This window comes from Micromonospora saelicesensis, assembly GCF_900091575.1.
In the GTDB taxonomy this organism is placed as follows: Bacteria; Actinomycetota; Actinomycetes; order Mycobacteriales; family Micromonosporaceae; genus Micromonospora; species Micromonospora saelicesensis.
This window is the reverse complement of sequence record NZ_FMCR01000002.1, coordinates 799,267-820,939: the sequence shown is the minus strand read 5'-3', so window position 1 is coordinate 820,939 and position 21,673 is coordinate 799,267. Positions and strand designations below refer to the sequence as shown.

Here is a 21,673-nt window from a genome sequence, read left to right as displayed (position 1 = left end):
TGAGCTGTCTCGCCGTCCGTGCTGACGCGCACCGAGTTCTTTCGTGGGCTCGGGGACAGCAGGAGCCCCCGCTCGGCGACCGTCCTGGAACTGCTCTTCGACATCGTCTACGTCTTCGCGCTGGCCCGCCTCGCCGGGCGGGTCGCGGACGACCTGACCATCGTCCGGCACACGCTGCTGTCCGAGGCGGGCCAGACCGTCCTGTTCTTCACTGCGATGTGGATGATCTGGTCGCTCAACGCCCTCCTGGCGAGCACCTACGACCCCCGGCGCCCCGATCTGCAGGCCGTCCTGCTGGCGACGATGTTCGGCACGCTGGTGCTGGCGGTCACCCTGCCGCAGGCCTTCGGCCAACGCGGCGTCGTCTTCGCCTGCACCTACGTCGTCATCCAGGTCGGCCGACCGCTCTTCACGTCGCTCGCCCTGCGGGGTCACGCGGGCCAGGCGTTCGCGCTCCGGGTGCTGACCTGGCACCTGGCGTCCAGCGTGCTCTGGATCAGTGGCGGCATCAGCGGTGGCCTCGGTCGGGGCGTCTTCTGGACCCTCGCTCTCGCCATCGAGCTGATCGGCGCCGCCGCCACCTACCCCCTGCCCCGGATGGGAAGGAGACACCTCACCAGCTCGGGGGTCACCGTCTCGCAGGAGCATCTCGCCGAGCGGTACAACCAGTTCTTCATGATCGCTCTTGCCGAGGTGGTGCTCGAAGCCGGCGCGGCGGTCAGCTTCCCGGGCTTCACCACCGAGGGAACCATCGTCCTCGTCGCCGCGTTCGTGGCGGTCGTCTCGTTCTGGCGGATCTACTTCTACCACGTCAGATCCGGCCATGCCTCGACCCCGAGCGGGGAGGGGATCGAGCTGTCGCGGTGGGCGAGCTACAGCCTGCTGTTGATCGTCGGTGGCATCATCTGCACCGCCGTCGGCTTCGGGCAGGTCATCGAGGACCCGCACCCGCCGATCGACTGGGCTCTGGTGACCATCATCTTCGGCGGCCCGGTGCTGTTCCTGATCGGGCGGAGCACCCTGGAGCGGGCGGACCGATCCGCGCCGCGGTGTCGGGCGCTGTACTTCGGCGTGGTGGCCCTGGTCGTGGCGGCCCCGCCGATGGTGCTGCTCCCGCCGGTCGCCGTGGCGGCCGTCGCGGCGGTGATCCTCGCCGGCATCACCGTGTACGACCAGCGTGCCCACAAGCGTGGATCGGAGACCAACCCGACGCTGTGACGATCCGTTGCGAGCCGGCGACCCCTGCGCGTATGGTCGTCGGGCACGCCGTCGAGCTGGAAGGAGGTCAGAACAATGTCCGATGTTCTGCGCCCCCTCCGCGCTCCGGCGTCCGCGCGGATCTGATCCGGGGCGCGCGCTTCCCGGAGGTCCAACACATGACTGATCTGGTCATCCGTCCGCTCGTCGCGGGCGAGGAAAACCTGTTCGACTCCATGCCTGATCCGCTGCCCCAACTGCGCCAGGTCGCGTACGCCGACGGGATCGCCGGCGGCGGCTACCGGCCCGAGAACACCTGGGTCGCACTGCGCGCCGGCCGGTTGGTGGGCCGGGCCGCCTGGCTCCTTCCGCCGGGCGCCGTCGGTGCCCCCTGGCTGGACCGGTTCGATCTGGACGCCGAGCCGGAGGTGGGCGCCGAGCTGCTACGCGCCGCCCACGAGGCACTCGGCGGTCCCGGTCTGTACTACGCCGCACTGCCGGCGCACTGGCGGCGTCGGCCCGAGGTGCTGGCCGTGGTGCGGGCGCCCATGGAGGCCGCCCGGCTCGCCGGGCTGGTCGAGCGGGGGGAGCGGCTCCGCTGTTCCTGGACGGGCACCCCCCTGCCGGCATCCTCCGGGCGGTACGACTTCCGCGCGCCCGTCGACGTGGCGGAGGTCAAGGCCCTGGTCGCCAGGGTCGTCGAGCCGGACGTGCTGACCGGCGTCGAGATCGCGCGGGTCGTCGGGGGCGTCGACCTCGCCACCGACCCGCTGGCCTGGTTGGGCGACAACACCGAGGAGTGGCGCATCGCCCTGGCGGCCGGCAACCCGGTCGGGCTGGTCGGCACGGCCGGAGACGCCTGCTACCCCCTGCTCGCCTATCTCGGGCTCCTCGACGAGGCGGCCCGGCCCGAGCTGTTGGCCGAGGCGGTGCGGGTGCTGGCCGACGGCGGTGCCCGCGAGGTCATCGCCGATGTGGAATCGCACCGGGTGACGGTGCTGGCGGAGTTGGAGCGGACCGGCTTCCGGCAGTTGCGCTCCCGGGTCGTCTTCGCGCCGCCGAACAGCCAGGAATAGCTGACCGGGTGCGCCCGGTCACCCGGGCGCACCCCCTCAGCCAGCGTCCAGCGTGGCCCCTGTCAGCATCTGACCATGCCGGAGATCATCGCGCTTCTCGTCGGCGGGTTGGCGCTCGTCGGGGCGGCGGTCGCCGGGCTCTACCTCTGGCCGGTGGGCCGCCGTGGGCTACGGGTCGCGCCGGCCCGACCACTCGACTTCGACACGGCCACCCGTGCCGCCGCGGCCGTCATCGCCGCCGACACGGCCGACCCGGAGGTCCGACCGGAGTCACGCAGTCGCCTGCTGAGCCACGGTTGCCGTACCGGCCGGGCCGTGCTGCTGTTGCACGGGTACACCCTCGCGCCCGAGCAGTACGCGGGGTTGGCCGAGGAGTTCTTCGACCGCGGGTACAACGTCTGGGTTCCCCGGGCGCCCCAGCACGGGACCGTCGACCGGCGGGCCCATCACCGGGTCGAGGCCGGTGAGCTGACGACGTACGCCGCGCAGGGATGGGCCGTCGCGGCGGCCCTGGGAGACGAGGTCGGCGTCGTGGGGATCTCCGGGGGCGCCGTGCTGGCCGCCTGGCTGGCCCAGGTGCCGGGCAACGTCGTACGGCATCTGCTGTTGCTGTCGCCGTTCTTCGGTCCGAATCCGCGACAGGCGCCGGCCTACGCGGTGAAACCGCTCATCGTGCTGTACGGGCGTCGCGTTCTCCGCGACCGCGTCACGTCGCGCGGATATTCGCTCGCCGCCGTCACCCAGTACCTGACGATCGCCCGTACCCTGCCGAATCCGCCCCGGCGGACCGGTCTGCGGACCGCGGCGGTCGCGATCAGCCCGCTCGACGGTGTGGTGGACCTCAGGGCAGCGGTCGACGTGCCGCGCCGGATCGCCGACGCGAACGCGATAACGCTGCGGGTGTGCACCCTGCCGGAGAGGTTGGGCGTCGAACACAACACCCTCAACCTCGGGGCCCACGGCGACGAGTGGCGCCGGCGGTACGTCGCGCTCTACGAGGGCGAGCCAGTGCCGACGACCGACGCGCCAACCCATCGATAGCCCCGCCACCCCCACCCTGCCCCACCCCGCCCCCGCCGATCTTGCACTTTTGGTTGTCGACATGAGTGGGATGCCCCTTATGTCGGGACAGCAAGTGCAAGATCGCGGGGCAGGAACAGGGTGGGCGCGATGTTGCCTGGCGCGGTTCTACCTGCCGTTGAAGATCGGAGGGGCGTAGCCGGCCGGCTTGTCGCCGATGCCGAGGCCGGGGCTCACCACCCAGGACTGGTACTGCGGGGTGAACATGGAGTAGAGCAGCGGGACCTTCGGGGCGCTCGCCTCGTCGAGCCGGCGGCGGGCGTCGGCCGGGATCTCGAAGTCGAGCGCACCGAAGTTGCTGGCGAGCTGTTCGGGACTGCTCGCTCCGATCACCACCGAACCGACGGCGGGCTGGGTGGCCACCCAGTTGATCGCCACCTGCGCCATGCTGCGCCCCAACTCGACGGCCACGCTTTCCAGCGCCTCGATCACCTGCCAGTCACTGGGGCTGATCTCCCGACCAGCGGCGTCGGGGTTCGTCAACCGGCCGGTTCCGGTCATGCCCTCGCCGGTGCGCCGGTACTTGCCGCTGAGCAGACCACCGCCGATCGGGCTCCACGCGGTGACCCCCATGCCCAGGGTCTGGGCCATCGTCACGTGCTCCGCCTCGATGTCACGCGTGACCAGGGAGTACGGCAGCTGCACGTTGATCATCGGGGCGAGTCCGTGTGCCTCGGCGTAGCTCTGCGCCCGAGCCGCGTACCAGGCCGGGACATCGGAGAGCCCGGCATAGCGGATCTTGCCGGAGCGCACCAGGTCGTCGAAGGTGTGCACGACCTCCTCGACCGGGGTGATCCGGTCCCAGGTGTGCAGCAGGTACAGGTCGATGTAGTCGGTGCCGAGCCGGCGCAGCGACGCCTCCACGGCCCGCATGATGTGCTTGCGACCGTTGCCGCTGGCGTTCGGGTCGGACGGGTCGACGGTGTTGGTGGCCTTGCTGGTGAGCACGAGCCGCTCGCGTACGCCGGCCCGGTCGATCAGACGGCCGAGGATCTTCTCGCTCTCGCCGGCGGTGTAGAAGTCCGCCGTGTCGATGAAGTTCCCGCCCGACTCCAGGTACTGCCGGAAGATCGGCTCGGCCTCCTCCTCAGTCTTGCCGTACGCGGCGTGGAACCCGTCGACGCCGAAGTTCATCGTGCCCAGCGCCAGCCGGCTCACCCGCAGACCGGACCGCCCGAGCAGGTAGTAGTGGTTCATCGTGGTGCCCTCCCGATCGTGGTGTCGGCCCGCTGCGGACCGCGCGTTCCCGACCTTTGCTCGGCAAAAATGGACCTGCAAGTCCAAAAATCGAGATAGGGTTGGACCCGCAGGTCCAGACCAGGAGGTCTCATGACACGGGCTCTGACCCGCAAGGGCGAGGCGACCCGGGCGCGGATCGTCGCCGGCGCCGCCGCCGAGATCCGCGAGCGCGGCGTCGACGAGGTACGCCTCGAGGATGTGATGGCCCACACCGGCACCAGCAAGGGCCAGCTCTTTCACTACTTCCCTGACGGGAAGGAGGGGTTGCTGCTCGCGGTGGCCCAGCACGAGGCGGACGAGGTGCTCATCGACCAGGAGCCGATGCTGAGCAACCTGACGTCCTGGCCGGCCTGGCTCGCCTGGCGCGACCGGCTGATCGAGCGGTATCTCGCGCAGGGGGTGAAGTGCCCCCTCAACGGTCTGCTCGGTCAGACCGGCCGGCGGGCGCCCGGCGCGCAGGCCATCGTGACCGGGCTCATGTGGCGCTGGCAGAAGGCGATCACCGAGGGCATCCGGCACATGCAGTCGACCGGCGACATCGCCCCGGACCTCGACGCCGACCGGGCCGCCGCGGCACTGCTCGCCGGCATCCAGGGCGGAGTGCTGCTGCTGCTCTCCACCGGAAAGATCGACCACCTCGAAGCTGTCCTCGACCTCACCATCGACTCGCTGCGGGCTGGCGCCCGGACGGGCGGGAGCTGAGCCGAGGCCGGCGACGGCCGCGTTATCCTTGCGCCCGAGTTGTCGGAGATCGGAGCAGACGTGGCAGGTGACGACGACATCTCCGGGTGAGCACCCGGACCGGCCGCCGACGGGCGCGTGACAGCGCCTTTGTCGCCGCGGCCTCCGTCGTCATGTCCTGCTTCCGCCGGGGTGCCGGTGCGCGCCCCGGATCGTCGTTCTCCGAGGTTCCCCATGTCTGTTCGACCTGCTCTCATCGCCCATGACCTCGTGCGGGTCCGCGGCGACCGCCGGGTGCTCGACGGCGTCTCCCTGACCGCCGCGCCCGGCCACCGGATCGGCCTGATCGGTGAGAACGGCACCGGCAAGACGACAGTGCTGCGGGTCCTGGCCGGCGTCGACGTACCCGACTCCGGCACCGTCACGCGCCCACCGGACGTCGGCTTCCTCCACCAGGAACTGCCCTTCCGGGCATCCACCACCATCGCCGCCGTCCTCGACGACGCGTTGCGCGAGGCTCGTGCCGATCTCGCCGAGCTGGACCGGATCGGCGTCGCGCTCGCCGACTCGCCGGAGGGCACCGAGCAGCACGACCGGCTGCTGGCCGCGTACGCCGAGGTGCTGGAGCGGGCGCAGGACCGCGACGCCTGGGACGCCGACCGGCGTGCCCGGACGGTCCTCGACGGCCTCGGTCTCGGCGGGCTGCCCCACGACCGCATGGTGGGCGTGCTCTCCGGTGGGCAACGTGGCCGCCTCGCCCTCGCGGCGATGCTGATCCGCCGGCCGAGCGCGCTGCTGCTCGACGAGCCGACCAACCATCTCGACGACGCGGCGGCGGCGTTCTGCGAGGGCCAGCTTCGTGCCATGCCGGGGGTGGTCGTGGTGGCCAGTCACGACCGTGCCTTCCTGGACGCGGTCTGCACCGATCTCATCGACCTGGACCCGGCGGTCGACGGGCCGGTCCGCTTCGGCGGCGGCTACACCGCGTACCTGACGGCGAAGCGGGCCGAGGCGCAACGGTGGCGGCGGCGCTACGACGACGAGCAGGCACTCCTCGCCGACCTGCGCGCGGCCGCCGCCGTGACCGGGCATCAGGTCGCCCACGGCCGGGGCCCGCGCGACAGCGAGAAGATGGGGTACGGGCACACCGCCGGCCGCGTCCAGAACCAGATCTCCCGTCGCGTCCGCGACGCCGCCCGTCGACTGGAGACGATCGAGCGCGACCCCATTCCGGTGCCGTCGGAGCCGTTGCGCTTCCACGCGCCGGCGCTCGCCGTCGGCGACAGCGACGGGCTCATCGTCACGGCGGAGCGGCTGGAGGTTCCCGGCCGACTGCGGGTGGAGCACCTGGAGATCAAGTCCCGCGACCGGCTGTTGGTGACCGGCCCCAACGGCGCGGGCAAGTCGACACTGCTCGCCGTGCTCGCCGGCCATCTGGCCGGTGCCGGAGCGCTCTGGCGACGACCGGAGCTGCGGGTCGGCCTGCTCGCCCAGGACAGCGTCTTCGCGGATGCGCGGCGGACGGCTCGGCAGGTCTTCGACGTGGCCGTCGGCGTGGAGCGGGCCGCTGTCGTACCGCTGTCGTCCCTCGGGCTGCTCGCTCCGGCGGACCTGGACCGCCCGGTGGCCGACCTGTCGGTGGGGCAGCGCCGTCGGCTCGCCCTGGCGGTGCTCGTTGCCGATCCGCCGGAGCTGCTCCTGCTCGACGAGCCCACCAACCACCTCTCGCCGACGCTCTGCGACGAACTGGAGGACGCCCTGGGCGCCGGCCCGGGTGCCATCGTCGTGGCCAGCCACGACCGCAGACTCCGCTCCCGCTGGCCAGGTCGGGAGCTCTCGCTCCCGGGAGGTGGAGGATGCCGTGCTCGGATCTGGGGTGAGTGACGACGACGGGCTGGGCCGGGGGGTGGTCGCGCAGATCACGGCACCGACACCGGGAGTTCACCCGCCTCGGGGTGGTCTGCGGGGGGAGCCCGCTATCGTTCAGCTTCCACGGCGTGCCGGACCCGGTCGAGACCGACGTGTTGATCCCCATCAGCGGCGACCGGCGGACGGCGTTCTACGGCGACCTGTCGGACTGAGCGCGCGCGGCTACGCGGGGTCGAGGTGGTCGAGTCGTTCAAGGTCGGCGGTGCCGGACCGGACCACGGCCGCCGCCAGCGCCACGGTCGCCGGCTGGACTCCGTTCTGCTGCTCCGCGGTGGCGATCCGGACCGACTGCGCGAGATGCGCCCGCAGGTGCCCGGCGAGCAGGCGGTGAAACGGCTGCCCGTTGGCCGCCCGCAGCGTTGTCATCTCCTGCGCGGTGGCCATGCCCGGCATGTCGTGCCCCTCGTGCGGGTTCGTCGTCGGGGCGGCGGCGTCGGCCAGTAGCCGGCGGGCGCGGTCCAGATCGGCACGCCGGGTGGTAGCGACCTGGGTGGCCGTCTGCCGCCAGGCCGGGTCGGTGGTCCGCGCCGGCACCAGATCGAGTACGGGCAGCAGGCGTTCGGTCATCGCCACAGTCAGTTGCAGCCAGGCGATGTCGGTGGGGTTGAACGCCGTACCCGTGGGTGTCGGCGCGACCGTCGCCGGTGGCGCGGTCACGGGTGGTGTGGCGGTGCTGGCCGCGTCCCGTGGCCCGGTGCCGCAGCCGGCGACGAGCAGCACCGCGATGAGGACTGTGGACGCGGTGGGCTGGCGCATCCGATCTCCCTTCCCAACCAGGGCGGCGGGCCCGGGTGACCGGACCCGCCGCAGTGGTGTGGACCTGTCGCTCAGATCGGTCGGCCGTCGTGACCGCACTTGATGACGGGACGGATGCAGTCCTGGACCCGGCGGGCCAGCTCCGCCACCGGCCAGGCGTTGAAGAAGTCGCCGTGCATCGTGTAGCCCGGCCCGGAGGCCAGCCGGAACCGCGACGGGTCGCCGGTGACCGGGTACCGCAGCACCTGGCGCAACTTCGGCACGTGCACGGGGTGAGTGCTCGGGCAGGCCTGGTTCACCGGGTACGCCAGGTGGCTCTTGTGGTCCGGCGAGTCGAGGTCACGGCCGTTCCAGCACTGCGGGAAGTCCAGGTACGACTCCAGCATCGTGCCCGACGGGCAGTTGACGAAGTCCTTCGACGGCGGCACGTGCCCAGCGTGCAGGCAGGACCAGCGGGCGATGCTGTCATTCGGCCCGGTGGCCTTCGCGTTGCCGGCGACGAGCCGCAGCCCCTGCGGGAACGGCTGGGTGTTCGCGACGACGTCGGCGCGTACGCCCTCGCCCAGGTAGTAGAACGTGGCGATCGCCGGCTCCACGGCGACGTTGTCCCGATACAGGGTCGGCACCCAGTACGACGAGACGTCCACCCGCGGGTTGCAGGTGGTGGGCGAGTTGACCAGGTCGGGGAGCGTGGTCTTGGCGTTCGTCACAGTGCTGCCGAAGAAGCTGTGCATGTGCGATGCCCCGGGCAGCCCGGGGAAGACGATCGGGTCGTCCGGCAGTCGGTGGCTGTAGGTGCAGTCGGCGGGGAACTCGGCGACCCGGATGGCGTTGGCGCCGAAGTCGGCGCCGGCTCGGCCGGGGGCGGCGTCGGCCCGGTTGGTGGTGGACACCAGGTACGTGCCGAGTAGCACCAGCAGTGCGCCGATCGCCGTGGCGAGGCGCAGTCGGCGGGGGATGCCGGAGAGGGGTGCGGCCCTGTCCATCGTGACTCCTGTCGGGGGACGGGTCAGGGACAGCTCCGGCGCCGCCGCCGAAGGCATCGGAGTTGTGCCTGGCCAGACTGGGTGGTGGCCGGTTGGGCCGGTGCGAGAGAGCGCTCTCACTGCTCCCAGCCTCACGCTGAAGTCGACAATTGTCAATACGTGCCGCAGTTGGTGGAAAAGACGCCGAAGGGCCGGGCCCCGTGGTGGGGTCCGGCCCTTCGGTCATGTGGTGCGGGTCAGCTGGTGGCGTAGCCGCGGGTGGCGATCCAGTCGGCGAGGTGCTCGACGGTGACCTCGTAGGAGGCGGTGTTCGCATCGGCGGAGTCGGCGATCTTCACCACGTTCCCGCCGTCGCGGTAACCCACGACACTGATGTAGTGCCCGCCCTCGAAGGAGTGCACGCCGCCGTCGGTGTCGACGCTGGTGCCGGCGATGTTCGCGACCACGGCCCGGCCGTCGTCGACGGTGCGCACGATGTCGGCGCGCAGCCGGTCGGTCTGCTTACCGTCAGCGTTGGGGCTGGAGATCTCCACGCTGTGGTAGGCGTCGTTCTTACCGGTCTCCTTGTTCAGCACGGGGGTGATGTCGTTGATGGAGTTGGTGCCGGCCTCGGTGGTGCCCATCTCCTTGGCCATGGCGTCCACGCTGATCTCCTTGCCCTGCACGGACAGGGCGTTACGCGTGGCGGCCGGGCCGCAGTAGTAGAAGTTCGGCTGAGCCTCGTAGCGCACACCGAGCTGACGCTCACCGGCGGGCTTACGGTCGCTCTGCGTCTGGGTGGCCGGCTTGGCATCCGACGCGGCGTACGCGGCGGTCACCGGCCCGGCGATGGCCCCACCGGTGAACGCGAGGCCAGCAGCGGTCAGGGCGGTCTTACGGATCAGATCGGTACGCATGATGGCGTGCTCCTCTGCATCGGGGGAACCCGCACGGCACTCAACGGGGGGATCAGTGCGACCGTGCGGGGAAAGTTCGAGGGGTTCTGCCCGGTGACCCGCGAAGGGGGTCGGCGTCGGGACAGGGTGTAACCGTTCGCGGTGGCAGGTCATTCCGCCCACCCGCAGGGGTCGGCCGGTTGTGGTGCTCGGCCGTGCGGGGGATGTAACCGGGGCGGCCTGGCGGGTGTTCCCGGCGGCTGCCGGCGCACCATGACCCGGACTGTTGCGGTGGTCTGCCAGGTATAACGACCCGGCCCGGCCGCCGATTCCGCCGCCGGGGTGGCCCCGACCACCCGACACCCGGCACCAAACCCGACAAACCCCCTACCCCGCCGGCCTGGCGAACCCGACACGGCGGTCACGACGGCGTGATCCACTCGGGTTCCTGGAAGTCGCGGTGTCGTGGCGCCGGGGATGCCCCGACTTCATGAAAGCCGAGTCGATCATGTCGGTCTGCGCCGATCGCGCGCCCCGGACCGGTCCGACCCCGAGGTCAGCGCGCCGTGTGGCCCGGCCTGGCCCGGGTCAGCGCGCCGTTACGGAACCTCGCGTCCCGCAAGATCGTGCTCGATCCAGGAAACAGGCCCCTCACCATGCGACGAGGCCACTACATCCAGGATCGAGCACGATCATGCGGACTCGGGCAGGGCAGCGCAGTGGTCCCGACATGCGGGTGGGGCAGCCCGAACGTGTCGGACTGCCCCACCCGGGAGCGCAGGGACGAATCAGAACCCGAGGACGCTCCGCCCGCCGACAACCGGCAGTCGCAGTTCGCTGTCGTTCGGTGCGACCCGCAGTTCGGTGCCGCCCAACGGCAGCAGGGTGTACTCCTGGTCGCTGGAGAAGACGACAACGCCGATCCGGTGTCCCGCCGGGAAGATGTAGTCCTTCGGCTCCATGGTCCACCTGTAGTCGTACAGCTTGCCCTGCTTGACCGGCTCGGTGCGCGCGGCGCTCTTGCGGTTCTGCGGGTCCATCCACCCTCGCGTCACCACTGTCGGGGCGGCGGTCGATCCGGCCGGGCCGTAGTCGACAAGGTACGCGGTGAGGTTCGCGTCCGGCTTGTTGTCGATGGCCATCCGCAGTCGCATCTCCGGACGTCCGGAGATGCGCACACTCTGCGTCAGCTCGGGGGAGCGGTAGGCGAGTCGGTTGGCGCTCGCGGTGTCCGGATTGGACACCAGGGTGTCCGGGTGGATGGTCCGGCCCTCGTCGACGAAGCTCTGCTCGACCTTGGCCTTGGGCGGCTTGCCGGTGGTGAGCGCGCCGGGTGCGGTGGTGTCGGTGGCCGCGAAGCGCAGGCCGACCTCCCGCGCCGCCGGGTCGGGCCAGTTGGCGTACGTGGTGTAGGCGCGGTCCTCGCGCTGGAGCACCGCCGTCGGCTCGTCCATGATGCCGTTGCGCACGTTCCACAGCCAGAAGTCGAACCAGCGGTTCTCGGTCTGCTTGTACGTCCACGTCTGGCCGCTGGGCAGGGTCACCGACGCGCTGCTGCCGGGACCACCGTGGCCGCCCTGGTGCAACCAGATCTTGCGGGGGACGTCGCGCTTGGCGAGCTGGTCCCACCAGCCGGCGAAGTGCTCGGTCTTCACGTTCCAGTCGTTGAGGCCGTGCACGACGAAGACGCTGGCCTCGACGTCCCGGGCATCGAGGTAGTCGCGGTCGCGCCAGAACTTCGAGTAGTCGCCGGTGACCCGGTCCTGCTTCGCGGTGATATCCGCCAGCTCGTCGGCGCAGGGCCCCTCGGCGCGGGCCTGCCCGGCGGTGTACTGGGCCAGGATGTCGAGGTCCTCGCCCTGGAACGTCCCGGGCGCGACCACCAGACCGTTGGCCCGGTAGTAGTCGTACCAGCTGCTGATCGCGGAGACCGGCACGATGGTCTTGAGCCCCTTGACGCCCGTGGTGGCCACCTGGTTGGGCAGCGTCCCGTTGTAGGAGACACCGGTCATGCCGACCGCGCCGGTGGTCCAGCCGGCGGTGACCGGGGCGCCGTTCGCGTCGTACCCCTTCGCCCGGCCGTTGAGCCAGTCGATGACCGCCTTGGTGCCGAGCGTCTCGGCCTGGTCCCCACTGGTCGGGCAGCCCTCCGAGTCGCCGGTGCCGACGCTCTGGCCGAGCACCACCGCGTACCCGCGGGGCACGTAGTAGTCGTCCAGCGAGCCGGGCAGGTTGGCCTTCGCCTGGGCCCGTTGCGCGCCGGCGTCGAGTGCGCGGCGCCCGTTGCGGTCGGTCAGGCCGTTCTGCGGCAGGTCGTCGACCAGCACGCTCGGGTACGGCACGTCACCCCAGGTGCCCTTGCGGTACGGGCTGTGCTCGAAGATGACCGGCACCTTGAAGCCCTGCGTGGCGGTCTCCCGGGGGCGGGAGATGTCGATCGCCACCCGGTCGGGCCGACCGTCGTGGTCGGTGTCCACCGGGGTCTGGACGAACACCCGCTCCTCGATCGCGTCGGCGAGCGAGAACACCGGTTGGGTCATGCCGTCGCTGACCACGATGCCGGTGGGCGTGGTGGGCGTGGGCGCAGCGGCAGCCGCGGGTGGGGCTGCACTGAGGACCAGGGCGCCGGACACGCCGACGCTCAGGAGTGCCAGATGACGGGGTCGACGCATGCGCGTCTCCCTTCGGTTGGGCTGGTTGCCGGGGTCGGCAGGGGCCAATCTCGAAGATCCATTCGTCGCCATGCTAGGTCCGGGTCGGCGTCCCGTCGATCCCTTCGGCCAGGGACGCATGCGCCGTCCACACCGTCGCTGCCGGACTGCCGGGCGGCAATCGAAACGACATCGAACTGAGCGCGGCGGCGAAACAACGCCGAAATCCTCAGCGCGCGGGCCGGAAAACCCCTCGTCACGGGGTGCCCGGAAGATCGTTTCCCTGCATATGATCTTGCCGAAGTCGCCCGAAGAGGCGGGTTCGTCCACATTAGACGAGGAGCGACATGCTCAGGAAAACGCGATGGTTGTTGGCCGTCGCCGTCACGGCCACGACGCTGACCGCCCTACCGGGCGGCACCGCCACGGCCGGACCCAGCGACATCGGTCAGACCGGCGCACCCGCAGCCACTGCTGACGGGAAGACGCACACCGTCACCCTGCTGACCGGGGACGTGGTGACCGTACGAGACAGCGGATCGGGCTGCCCACAGGCCACAATTCGGCCGGCGGACGAGAACGCGGTGATCCACCAGAGCTGCGGCCCCGACGGTCACCTGCACGTCGTCCCCGCCCGCGTCGCGTCCCAGCTCGGCTCGGTTCTCGACCCCGACCTGTTCGACGTCACCACGCTGATCGCCGACGGCTACGACGACGACAATTCCGCCGAGCTGCCGCTCATCGTGCAGCCCGCCACCGCGTCCGCCCGGGTGGCCGCGCTCGGTGACGTACTGCCGTTGCCCAGCATCGGTGCGGTCGCCGGCCGCGTACCCAAGAAGAGCCCGGCCACGGCGAAGCTCGCGACCAACTCGCTGCTCGCCGGCGCGAAGAAGGTCTGGCTCGACCGCAAGGTCCGGGCCACCGCCCTGACCGGCGGTGGGCGCCCGGCCGGCCTGGACCGCAACCTGGGCCAGATCGCCGCGCCGGACGCCTGGAAGGCCGGCTACACCGGCAAGGGCGTCCGGGTAGCGGTGCTCGACACCGGTGCCGACTTCACCCACCCGGACCTGGTCGGCCGGGTCGCCGACCGGGCCGACTTCACCGTCGAGGGCGGTGACGCCGTCGACCACAACGGCCACGGTACGCACGTCGCCTCGACCATCGCCGGCACCGGCGCGGCCGCCCAGGGTCAGCGTCGCGGCGTGGCGCCGGACGCCAAGCTGGTGATCGGCAAGGTTCTCGACGACCACGGCTACGGCGACGACTCCGGCATCATCGCCGCCATGGAGTGGGCCGCCACCCGGGCCGACGTCATCAACATGAGCCTCGGCGGCAGCGACCCGGACGACGGCAGCGACCCGCTGTCACTCGCCGTCGACGCTCTGAGCAGGTCCACCGGCGCGCTCTTCGTCATCGCCGCCGGTAACAGCGGCGGCGCCATCTCCTCGCCGGGCTCGGCCGCCAGCGCGCTGACCGTCGGCGCGGTCGACCGCAACGACAAGCTCGCCGACTTCTCCAGCCGTGGGCCGCTGGTCACCAGCAACGTGGCCAAGCCGGAACTGGTCGCGCCCGGTGTCGACATCGTCGCCGCCCGGGCCGCCGGCACCAACCTCCAGGACCCGATCGACAGGTACTACGAGGCGATCAGCGGCACCTCGATGGCGAGCCCGCACGTGGCGGGCGCCGCCGCGCTGCTCGCCCAGCGCCACCCGGACTGGAGCGGTGAGCGACTCAAGGCCGCCCTCGTCGGCGCCGCCGACCCACTCAGCGGCATCGACCCGTACGCCGTCGGCGCCGGCCGGCTCAACGCGGCCCGGGCCCTCGGTGGCCCCACCAGCAACCAGCCGGTGGTCAACCTCGGCACCTTCGCCTACCCGCAGTCCGGGACCAGTGAGACGAAGCTGAGCTGGACCGGTGAGTCGACGGCCGTTCTCGACCTCGACGTGTCGATCGTCAACCACGACGGCCAACCGGTGCCGCGCGGCTCGGCGTCGCTGTCGACGAGCCGGCTGACGCTCAAGCACGGCACCACCGCCTCGGCGACAGTGCGGGTCAACCGTGCGGCGCTGGCCGCCCGACCGGGCTTCTACCTGGCCACCGTCACCGCCCGTTCCGGCCGCAAGCTGGTCGCGACGACCCCGGTGAGCTTCCACGTCGAACAGCCCAGCTACGACCTGACGATCCAGACGAAGCCGCTGCCGGGCCTGAAGGACGGCGCGGAGAGCTGGATCAACCTGCTGGTCACCAACCTCACCGACCCGGTCGTCTACTACGACGGCGCGGGCGGTACGCCCGGAGACACCTTCACGCTGCGGGTGCCGGCCGGCCGGTACGCGATCCTCGGCTCCTCCGTCGCCTACTACGTAGACAGTGACGTGCTGGAGACGACGCTCGCCGCCGAGGTCGACCTGGACGTGCGCGGCGCCCGGAGCGTGACGCTCGACCCGGCGCGGGCCAGGCCGGTGACGGCGACGGTCGACGGGGTGCCCACCACGCCCACCCGGACCGACCTCACCAACGTCCAGACCGCGCCGAACGGGCTGTCCTGGTGGCACCAGATCAGCGGGTACGGGGCGAAGACGACGGTTCGCACCACCGCGCTGCCCCAGCCCACCGTCGGCTCACGGCGCACCTGGGCGGCGGTCAACCTGGACTCGCCAGCCGGCACGGCCAAGCCGTACCGCTACAACCTGGTGCACGAGTACGCGGGCGGCGCACCGGCCGACCCCGCCTTCCGGGTGAACAAGGCTGAGCAGGCGAAGCTCGCCCGGATCGAGGAGCGCTTTCACCAGGTGGACTCGGAGGGGATGGTCACTCAACTGATCCGCAGCGGCTTCACCCCGGACGGGGTGCCGGTGACGCAGACCCACGAGGGGAACCTGCCGCCGTACCGCACCGACTACCTCTCGGCCGGCTACCGCTGGGCCGACGAGGGTGTCTACGGTGGCCTGTCGGCTCAGGAGGCGCCCCGCACCTACCAGCCGGGCAGTCGGCAGACCAAGGTCTGGGCGCGCCAGCCGCTGCACTCCGGCTGGTACGACGACCCGGCCGGCGTGGACCACAGCTGTGCCACCGCGCCGTCGCGGACCCGGGGCAACCTGCACATCGACCTGGTGTCGCTGACCGACCAGCACCAGCGGGCCGACTGCCTCCAGGGCTCCTCGATCGGCGTGAACCGCAAGCTGTCGTTGTACCGCAACGGGAAACTGGTCGAGGAGCGGGACCGCCCGCTCGCCGACTTCACAGTGCCGCAGCAGGCGGCCGACTACCGGCTGACCCTCGACGTCGACACGAGCCTGATCCTGCCGATCTCCACCACTGTCAACACGTCGTGGACGTTCCGGTCGGCCGGACCGGACGGCACCGGGAGCGTGCCGCTGCCGCTGCTCGCGGTGGACTACGCGCTGCCGATGGACACGAACAACCACGCCACTGGCGGAACTGCGGAACTGGCCGTCCGGCAGATGCGGGGCATCAAGGCGCAGAAGGTGACGTCGTTCCAGGTCTGGACCTCGACGGACGACGGTGCCACCTGGACGTCGGCCCGGGTCACCGGCAGCGGCGACAGCTACCGGGTCGCGTTGCCGACGGCCGCCGCCGGGCAGTCCGTGTCGTTGCGGGTGAAGGCCGCCGCCAACGGCGGTAGCGGAATCGACCAGACCATCATTCGGGCGTACCACGCCGGCTGACCGTCGACAAGGGTGGTGCGGTCCGGCTCCGGCCGGATCGCACCACCTCTTTGCGTCGCGGTGTCGATCCGGCCCCACCTCGTTCGTCGTGACGGTGAACCGTGACGCCGACAACGAGAGGCACGCCCATGACGTCCGTCGCCGAGACATCGCTGCGCCGAACCCGTTTCCTGCTGGGTTGTGGCACGGTCGCCGGCCTGCTCTTCCCCGTCCTGTCGTTCGGGCAGGCGTTCACCCGGTCCGGATTCGACCTGCGCCGGCACGCGATCAGCTCACTCACCCTCGGCGATCTCGGCTGGTTGCAGGTCATCGCGTTCGTGGGCACCGGCGTGCTGGCCGTCGCCTTCGCGGTGGGCCTGTGGCAGGCACTGCGACCGGGCCGGGCCGGCACCGTGGTGCCGGTGCTGGTCGGCGTGTACGGGGTGGCGATGGTCGGCGGTGGGATCTTCGTGCCCGATCCCGCGCTCGGCTGGCCACCCGGCGCCCCGGCGGGGCTGCCCGAGCAGGCCAGCACGGGCAGCGTCCTGCACACGGTGTGCGGCGCGGCGGCGTTCCTGTCGCTGATCGCGGCCGGCCTGCTGCTCGCTCGACGGTTCGCCGCCCAGGGGGACCGGAACTGGGCGCTCTACAGCGCCACCAGCGGTGCCGTCGCGTTCGTGCTCACCGCCCTGCCGTGGAGCGAGGGGAGTGCGAGCATCCGCTTCGCCGTCGGAGCGGTGTTCATCTCGGGGTGGCTCGTGGCGCTCTCCTGGCGGACGCGCGACGAGGTTTCCTGACCGTTGAGGCGATTCTCGTCGTAGGCAGGTGACAGCATCACGTCGTGGCCACAGCGAAGCAGCCGGTAACCGTTCCGACCGTGATCAGCGTCGACGACTTCCTGGCCAGCAACCCCGACGAACGTAGGCGGGCCGACGCGGGGCGGCTCCGCGCGATCATGGGCGAGTTGACCGGGGAGCCGGCGGTGATGTGGGGCCCGAGCATCGTCGGCTTCGGCAGCTACCACTACACCTACGAGAGCGGGCGTAGCGGCGACGCGCCCCTGGTGGGGTTCTCGCCGCGCAAACAGCACCTCGTCGTCTACCTCACCGGCGGCGGTCTCGAGGAGCGGTACGGCGCGCTCCTCGCCCGGCTTGGCCCGCACCGCGCCGGAAAGGGATGCCTCTACCTGAAGCGGCTCGACGACGTCGACGAGAGTGTGCTGCGGCAGTTGATTGAGCGCACCGTCCGGGTGCACAGGGGCGTCGACCGGGCCAGCCGCCGATGAGCCGCCGACGTCACTGGCCCTCCCAGACCGCCTTCGCCCCGGAGTCGCCGGTGCGCACCACGTAATACACGGTGACGGCGGCGGCCACCAGCGACAACACCTGCAACGCCAGGGTCAGCGGCCGACCGGGCCGTCCGTCCGCGCTGGCGTCGGCGGCCCTCGGCGGGACGAGCCGGACCAGCGCCAGAGCCACCACCCCCAACCCGATGCTGGCGTAGAGCGTGATGTCACCGAACTCCTGGTGCGCCTCGAGCTTCGGCAGGAACTCGGGGGTGACCCGGTTGGCGGAGCGCATCCGCTCGAGGAAGGCGTCGCCGGAGAGCTTCGTCAGCAGGGCGGCGACCGGCGTACCCACGGCGAGCAGCCCCAGCACCCACCGGGTGTGCGGCCGGATCAGCGGGACGAACGCGTAGCCGACAGTCAGCAGGGCCAGCAGCGGCACGAACGCGACAGCGGTGTGCAGCAGCAGAGGATGGGCCGGGATGCCCATGAACTCCTCGAACATCGGCGTCTCCTCCGGTGACATCGGCCTGGACGTTGATCGTCCACACAGGGACGCTATCGGTACCACGCGGGCGTGTCATCCCCGTCGATTGCTCACCTGTCGCAGCGCAACGCGGCCAGGTCGACGGCGTCCGCCATCGCCTGCATGCCCTTGTCGTTCGGGTGGACGTGATCCCCGCTGTCGAGGAACGGCAGCAGCGCCTGCCTGTCGTACGGGCTGCGGGTGATCCGGTCGAAGTCGACCACGGCGTCGAACACGCCGCTGTGCCGGATCCACTCGTTGACGCCCTGGCGCACGGCCTCACCTGCGGCGTCGTACTCCGGCCAGCCCTTGTACGCCATCACCGTGGCCCCGACGACGCACTTGCCGGCCGCGTGCGCCCGATCGGCCAGTTCCCGATAACCAGTGGTCAGGTCGTCCACCGTCACGCCGGTGTGGGCCTTGATGTCGTTGATGCCCTCGTACACGAAGATCGTGTCGACGCCGGGCTGGGAGAGCACGTCCCGGTCGAAGCGGCGCAGCGCGGCCTCGCCGGCGCCGTCGGCGAGCACCTTGTTGCCGGAGATGCCGGCGTTGGCCACGCCCCTGACCGGGCTGTCCGGCGCGGCCTGGAGCCGCCGGGAGAGGTAGTCGGGCCAGCGCCGGTTCGCATCAGTGCTGGAGGCCCACCCGTCGGTGATGGAGTCGCCGAGGGCCACCACCGAGCCGGTCGCGGTGGACGTCCGCACGCTGACCGCGTCCAGCCAGTACCAGGAGGTCATCGAGTCGGTCCAGTTGGTCGCCGCCTCCTCGGCGGCGTGATCACCGGAGGTGGCGTACGACGTCTGCATGGCCATGCCGTGCCCGCTCGTCGGGCCCTGCGCTCCGGTGACGTACAGACTCACCACGAGATTGCTCTGGGCGGCCAGCCGGCCGGGCAGCGGGTCGCTGAGGATCGTCTCCCCGGCGGCGACGGTGACCGACCGCTGACCGCCGAACGTCAGCCGCCGGTTGCTGCCTCCGACCAGCTCGGCGCCCTGCCGCTGCAACCCGGCGTACGCGCTGCTGAAGGTCACCGGGTGCTCGCCGAAGGCGTTGGTGAGACGGATCCGCAGCGCGTCCCCGCCGACGCTGGTGCGTACCACCAGCCGGTAGCTGCGCTCGGCGGGCCCGGCGCCCTGCCGGTCGGCACTGGCGGCCCAGGTGACAGCGAAGTGCCGGCCGGCACCGGCCGCCGGGTCGTGCCGCGTCCGCGCCTGCGCCGCCGACCCGACCACTGGTACGCAGAGCAGCGCGGCGACGGCGGCGGCCGCCCCGCGCCGGGCGAGACCGGCCCGCATCAGAGGTTCCTCAGGGTGACCGACTCGCCGGGGCGCAGGTTGACCTGGCGGGAGCGGCCGTTGGCGAGCACGGTGGTGCTGCGGCCACCGACGCTCGTCAACCGCGCCTGGGTGACCCGCCCGTCGCGCCAGCTGAGGTCGGCGGTGAAACCACCGCGTACGCCGACGCCGGCCACCGAACCGGCGGACGCCCAGGCGGCGGGCAGCGCCGGCAGCAACTCGACGTGACCGGGCCGGGAGTAGAGCAGCATCTCGACGATCGCGGCGGGGGTGCCGAGGTTCGCATCGATCTGGAAGATGCCCCGGCCGGGGTTCGTCTCGTAGATGTCGAAGAGGTTCATGGCGCTGCCGTTGCTGCCGTTCGTCGACGGCCGCAGGTTGTTGACGACGAGCTGGTACGCCTTCTCCGCGTCCTTCAGCCGCGCCCAGCACAGGCTGCGCCACGCGTTGGCCCAGCCGAAGCTGTTCATGCCGCGCGCGGTGAGCAGGGCGGTGGCACCGGCGACGATCGCGGCGGGGGTGGAGCCGTCCGGGCGGATCCGGTCTCCGGGGAAGAGACCGATCAGGGGGGAGAGGTGCCGGTGGGTGGTCTCACCGAGGTTGTCCGGTGACATCCACTCCTGCAACCAGCCCGTGGTGGGACTGACCTCGGGCAGGTAGAGGCGCTTGCGGAGCGCGTCGACGCTGCGGGCGTGGTCGGCGTCGCGACCGAGCACCCGAGCGGCGGTGTGGTAGTTCTCGAAGAGGTTCCACACCAGCTCCTGGGAGTAGGTGTTGCCCCGGGTGTCCTGCGGCCCGTGCTCGGCCGACCAGTCCCGGTCGGCGACCAGCACCTCTCGGGTGGCGCCGGACGCGTCGGTGACGGTCGCGGTGACGAGTCGGGTCTCCCAGAACTCCACGGCACCCTTGACGACCGGGTAGATCTTCGCCAGGTAGCCGCGGTCCTGGGTGTACTCGTAGTGCTCGAACAGGTTCTGGCAGAGCCACGCGTTACCGCTGGGGTGCCACCACCAGCCGCTCCCGCCGTACGGGTTGGTGGAGAAGGCGACGGCCCACCCGGCGACTCGGCCGCTGGTGTTGCGGAACCGGTTGGTCGAGGTGTTGAAGAGCCGCTGGGTGACCTCGGTCCAGACCGGCAACTGCGCCACGCAGTAGTCCGCGTACGCGTCGAAGGTGTCGGTGAGGCCGGCCCGGTCGGCCGGCCAGTACGTCATCTGGATGTTGACGTCGCTGTGGTAGTCACCCATCCAGTCCGGGTCGTTGCCGTCCAGCCACGGGCCCTGCAAACCGATCGGCAGGCTGCCCCGCGACCCGGAGATCAGCAGGTACCGGCCGAACTGGAGGTACGCCGCCTCCAGCTCCGGGTCGGGAACGTTGTCGCGCCAGCGCGCCTGCACCCGCTCCCAGGTGTCCAGTTCGCGCTGGCCGGCGGACGACGCGCCGAGGTCGATGGCGAACCGCTCGAACGCCGGCCGGACGTCGGCGACATGGGTGTGCAGCAGCTCGCGGACCGACGCACGCGCCGCTGCCAGGACCTTGTCCCGGGCCAGCCGTTGCGGCTGTACCGATTCGTCGCGGAACCCGGTGGTGGCGGTCGGCGCGTAGTTGGTGCCGCCGCTGACGATGACGGTGAGGTCCCGGCAGTCGGTGAAGGAGATCGACGTGCCGCTCACCGCCACCGTTCCGGTGCCACTGTGCGCGGTGACGGCGGCGCCGTAGCGCAGCCCGTTGGCGAACGAGGCGCCGAACGACGCGTACCGGCCGGTGGGGTCGACGGTGGTGGACTCGCCGTGGGTGCCGGCCAGGGAGACGGTGCCGGTGTACGTGCCGGCGCCCTGCGAGGTGAAGTGCAGGACGATGACGTCGTCCGGGCGGCTGGCGAAGACCTCCCGCCGGTAGCCCACCCCAGCGATGTCGTACGCGGTGCTGACCAGGCCCTGCGCCAGGTCGAGGGTGCGGCGGTAGGCGTCGACCGCGCCGAGGTCGTGCCCGGGGATGTCGACGGTCAGCGTGGCCAGCATGGTGAGCGAGCCGAAGTCCTCGCGCCCGTAGGGGAACTGGCCATCGCCGTCGAGCGTGTCGTTGCGGCCACCGGTCCAGAGCGTCGCATCGGTGATCGTCAGGAACTCCCGGGACGGGTCGTTGCTGGCGAGCGCCCCGAGTCGGCCGTTGCCCACCGGCAGGCCCTGCTCGATCATCGAGGTGGCGGAGCCGGGTGCCCGCCACCAGAGCTGGTTCTTCGCGGCGACGTTCGGGGCGAGCATCGGCGACGTCGTGGGCCGCCGGGGTGCGGGGGTGGCGGCGAAGGCGGGTAGGCCACCGAGCGCGGTGGCCGCGCCGGCGGCGGCGGCCAGCGTGAGGAAGCCGCGACGGCTGGGGTGGTTGTCGCGCGTGCTGGGCATCTCCATGTCGGGTTCTCCAACCTG

At 71.3% G+C, this 21,673-nt stretch carries 16 protein-coding genes; 8 read left to right on the top strand and 8 right to left on the bottom strand.

The window, feature by feature from the left end:
- Nucleotides 1–18 precede the first annotated feature (18 nt).
- The 3 genes from GA0070561_RS11620 (at nt 19) to GA0070561_RS11610 (ending at nt 3,314) form a co-directional block, all read left to right on the top strand.
- A complete protein-coding gene (locus tag GA0070561_RS11620; RefSeq protein ID WP_091399522.1) occupies nt 19–1,218 on the top strand; it encodes a low temperature requirement protein A in 1,200 nt (399 codons plus the stop codon).
- Nucleotides 1,219–1,376: 158 nt separating this feature from the next.
- Nucleotides 1,377–2,273 (top strand): acetyltransferase, encoded by an 897-nt coding sequence (locus GA0070561_RS11615; protein WP_091399519.1) that lies wholly within the window; start codon nt 1,377–1,379, stop codon nt 2,271–2,273.
- A 75-nt stretch (nt 2,274–2,348) separates the two neighbouring features.
- Nucleotides 2,349–3,314: an alpha/beta hydrolase gene (locus GA0070561_RS11610; protein ID WP_091399517.1), complete on the top strand. Its 966-nt coding sequence runs from the start codon at nt 2,349–2,351 to the stop codon at nt 3,312–3,314.
- Nucleotides 3,315–3,461: 147 nt separating this feature from the next.
- Here the strand turns inward: GA0070561_RS11610 and GA0070561_RS11605 are convergent, their stop codons facing one another.
- Nucleotides 3,462–4,550, bottom strand: a complete 1,089-nt coding sequence (locus tag GA0070561_RS11605) for an aldo/keto reductase (RefSeq protein WP_091399514.1) — start codon at nt 4,548–4,550, stop codon at nt 3,462–3,464.
- A gap of 132 nt (nt 4,551–4,682) precedes the next feature.
- On the opposite strand from GA0070561_RS11605, the gene GA0070561_RS11600 reads away from it, so the two are divergent.
- Together GA0070561_RS11600 and GA0070561_RS11595 are read left to right on the top strand one after the other, a co-directional pair.
- Nucleotides 4,683–5,294, top strand: coding sequence for a TetR/AcrR family transcriptional regulator (locus tag GA0070561_RS11600; RefSeq protein ID WP_091399511.1), 612 nt, complete (start codon nt 4,683–4,685; stop codon nt 5,292–5,294).
- Nucleotides 5,295–5,507: 213 nt separating this feature from the next.
- The gene (locus tag GA0070561_RS11595; protein WP_091399509.1) at nt 5,508–7,157 is read left to right on the top strand and encodes an ABC-F family ATP-binding cassette domain-containing protein; all 1,650 of its coding nucleotides are present in this window, start codon (nt 5,508–5,510) and stop codon (nt 7,155–7,157) included.
- A gap of 207 nt (nt 7,158–7,364) precedes the next feature.
- Here the strand turns inward: GA0070561_RS11595 and GA0070561_RS11585 are convergent, their stop codons facing one another.
- The 4 genes from GA0070561_RS11585 to GA0070561_RS11570 all read right to left on the bottom strand — a co-directional run bounded on the left by GA0070561_RS11585 (nt 7,365) and on the right by GA0070561_RS11570 (nt 12,491).
- A complete protein-coding gene (locus GA0070561_RS11585) occupies nt 7,365–7,958 on the bottom strand; it encodes a DUF305 domain-containing protein (RefSeq protein ID WP_091399504.1) in 594 nt (197 codons plus the stop codon).
- A gap of 71 nt (nt 7,959–8,029) precedes the next feature.
- A complete protein-coding gene (locus tag GA0070561_RS11580; RefSeq protein WP_091399502.1) occupies nt 8,030–8,944 on the bottom strand; it encodes a DUF1996 domain-containing protein in 915 nt (304 codons plus the stop codon).
- Nucleotides 8,945–9,180: 236 nt separating this feature from the next.
- Nucleotides 9,181–9,840 carry a C39 family peptidase gene (locus GA0070561_RS11575; RefSeq protein WP_091399499.1) on the bottom strand — a complete coding sequence of 220 codons (660 nt, stop codon included), beginning with the start codon at nt 9,838–9,840 and terminating at the stop codon, nt 9,181–9,183.
- Between the two features lie 767 nt (nt 9,841–10,607).
- Entirely contained in the window at nt 10,608–12,491 is a 1,884-nt protein-coding gene (locus tag GA0070561_RS11570; protein WP_091399496.1) for a Xaa-Pro dipeptidyl-peptidase, read from the bottom strand.
- Nucleotides 12,492–12,817: 326 nt separating this feature from the next.
- On the opposite strand from GA0070561_RS11570, the gene GA0070561_RS11565 reads away from it, so the two are divergent.
- The 3 genes from GA0070561_RS11565 (at nt 12,818) to GA0070561_RS11555 (ending at nt 17,423) form a co-directional block, all read left to right on the top strand.
- On the top strand, nt 12,818–16,159 hold the full coding sequence (locus GA0070561_RS11565; protein WP_091399493.1) for a S8 family peptidase: 3,342 nt from the start codon (nt 12,818–12,820) through the stop codon (nt 16,157–16,159).
- Nucleotides 16,160–16,287: 128 nt separating this feature from the next.
- Complete coding sequence (locus tag GA0070561_RS11560) at nt 16,288–16,935, top strand: DUF998 domain-containing protein (RefSeq protein ID WP_091399490.1); 648 nt, start codon at nt 16,288–16,290, stop codon at nt 16,933–16,935.
- Between the two features lie 44 nt (nt 16,936–16,979).
- The gene (locus GA0070561_RS11555; RefSeq protein WP_091399486.1) at nt 16,980–17,423 is read left to right on the top strand and encodes a DUF1801 domain-containing protein; all 444 of its coding nucleotides are present in this window, start codon (nt 16,980–16,982) and stop codon (nt 17,421–17,423) included.
- Between the two features lie 10 nt (nt 17,424–17,433).
- Here GA0070561_RS11555 and GA0070561_RS11550 read toward each other — a convergent pair whose 3' ends face one another.
- The 3 genes from GA0070561_RS11550 to GA0070561_RS11540 form a co-directional block, all read right to left on the bottom strand.
- Entirely contained in the window at nt 17,434–17,928 is a 495-nt protein-coding gene (locus GA0070561_RS11550) for a DUF2231 domain-containing protein (RefSeq protein WP_141710360.1), read from the bottom strand.
- Nucleotides 17,929–18,020: 92 nt separating this feature from the next.
- Nucleotides 18,021–19,247, bottom strand: a complete 1,227-nt coding sequence (locus tag GA0070561_RS11545; RefSeq protein WP_091399479.1) for an SGNH/GDSL hydrolase family protein — start codon at nt 19,245–19,247, stop codon at nt 18,021–18,023.
- Nucleotides 19,247–21,655, bottom strand: coding sequence for a glycosyl hydrolase family 95 catalytic domain-containing protein (locus tag GA0070561_RS11540; RefSeq protein ID WP_208603738.1), 2,409 nt, complete (start codon nt 21,653–21,655; stop codon nt 19,247–19,249). The genes GA0070561_RS11545 and GA0070561_RS11540 overlap by 1 nt, the downstream gene beginning before the upstream one ends.
- Nucleotides 21,656–21,673: the final 18 nt, after the last annotated feature.

Excerpts from the sequence above, each read along its gene's own strand:
- GA0070561_RS11610 (WP_091399517.1), top strand. The coding sequence starts at position 2,349 with ATGCCGGAGATCATCGCGCTTCTCGTCGGCGGGTTGGCGCTCGTCGGG.
- GA0070561_RS11570 (WP_091399496.1), bottom strand. The coding sequence starts at position 12,491 with ATGCGTCGACCCCGTCATCTGGCACTCCTGAGCGTCGGCGTGTCCGGC.
- GA0070561_RS11575 (WP_091399499.1), bottom strand. The coding sequence starts at position 9,840 with ATGCGTACCGATCTGATCCGTAAGACCGCCCTGACCGCTGCTGGCCTC.
- GA0070561_RS11540 (WP_208603738.1), bottom strand. The coding sequence starts at position 21,655 with ATGGAGATGCCCAGCACGCGCGACAACCACCCCAGCCGTCGCGGCTTC.
- GA0070561_RS11545 (WP_091399479.1), bottom strand. The coding sequence starts at position 19,247 with ATGCGGGCCGGTCTCGCCCGGCGCGGGGCGGCCGCCGCCGTCGCCGCG.
- GA0070561_RS11580 (WP_091399502.1), bottom strand. The coding sequence starts at position 8,944 with ATGGACAGGGCCGCACCCCTCTCCGGCATCCCCCGCCGACTGCGCCTC.
- GA0070561_RS11615 (WP_091399519.1), top strand. The coding sequence starts at position 1,377 with ATGACTGATCTGGTCATCCGTCCGCTCGTCGCGGGCGAGGAAAACCTG.
- GA0070561_RS11605 (WP_091399514.1), bottom strand. The coding sequence starts at position 4,550 with ATGAACCACTACTACCTGCTCGGGCGGTCCGGTCTGCGGGTGAGCCGG.
- GA0070561_RS11595 (WP_091399509.1), top strand. The coding sequence starts at position 5,508 with ATGTCTGTTCGACCTGCTCTCATCGCCCATGACCTCGTGCGGGTCCGC.
- GA0070561_RS11600 (WP_091399511.1), top strand. The coding sequence starts at position 4,683 with ATGACACGGGCTCTGACCCGCAAGGGCGAGGCGACCCGGGCGCGGATC.
- GA0070561_RS11585 (WP_091399504.1), bottom strand. The coding sequence starts at position 7,958 with ATGCGCCAGCCCACCGCGTCCACAGTCCTCATCGCGGTGCTGCTCGTC.
- GA0070561_RS11560 (WP_091399490.1), top strand. The coding sequence starts at position 16,288 with ATGACGTCCGTCGCCGAGACATCGCTGCGCCGAACCCGTTTCCTGCTG.
- GA0070561_RS11565 (WP_091399493.1), top strand. The coding sequence starts at position 12,818 with ATGCTCAGGAAAACGCGATGGTTGTTGGCCGTCGCCGTCACGGCCACG.
- GA0070561_RS11550 (WP_141710360.1), bottom strand. The coding sequence starts at position 17,928 with ATGTTCGAGGAGTTCATGGGCATCCCGGCCCATCCTCTGCTGCTGCAC.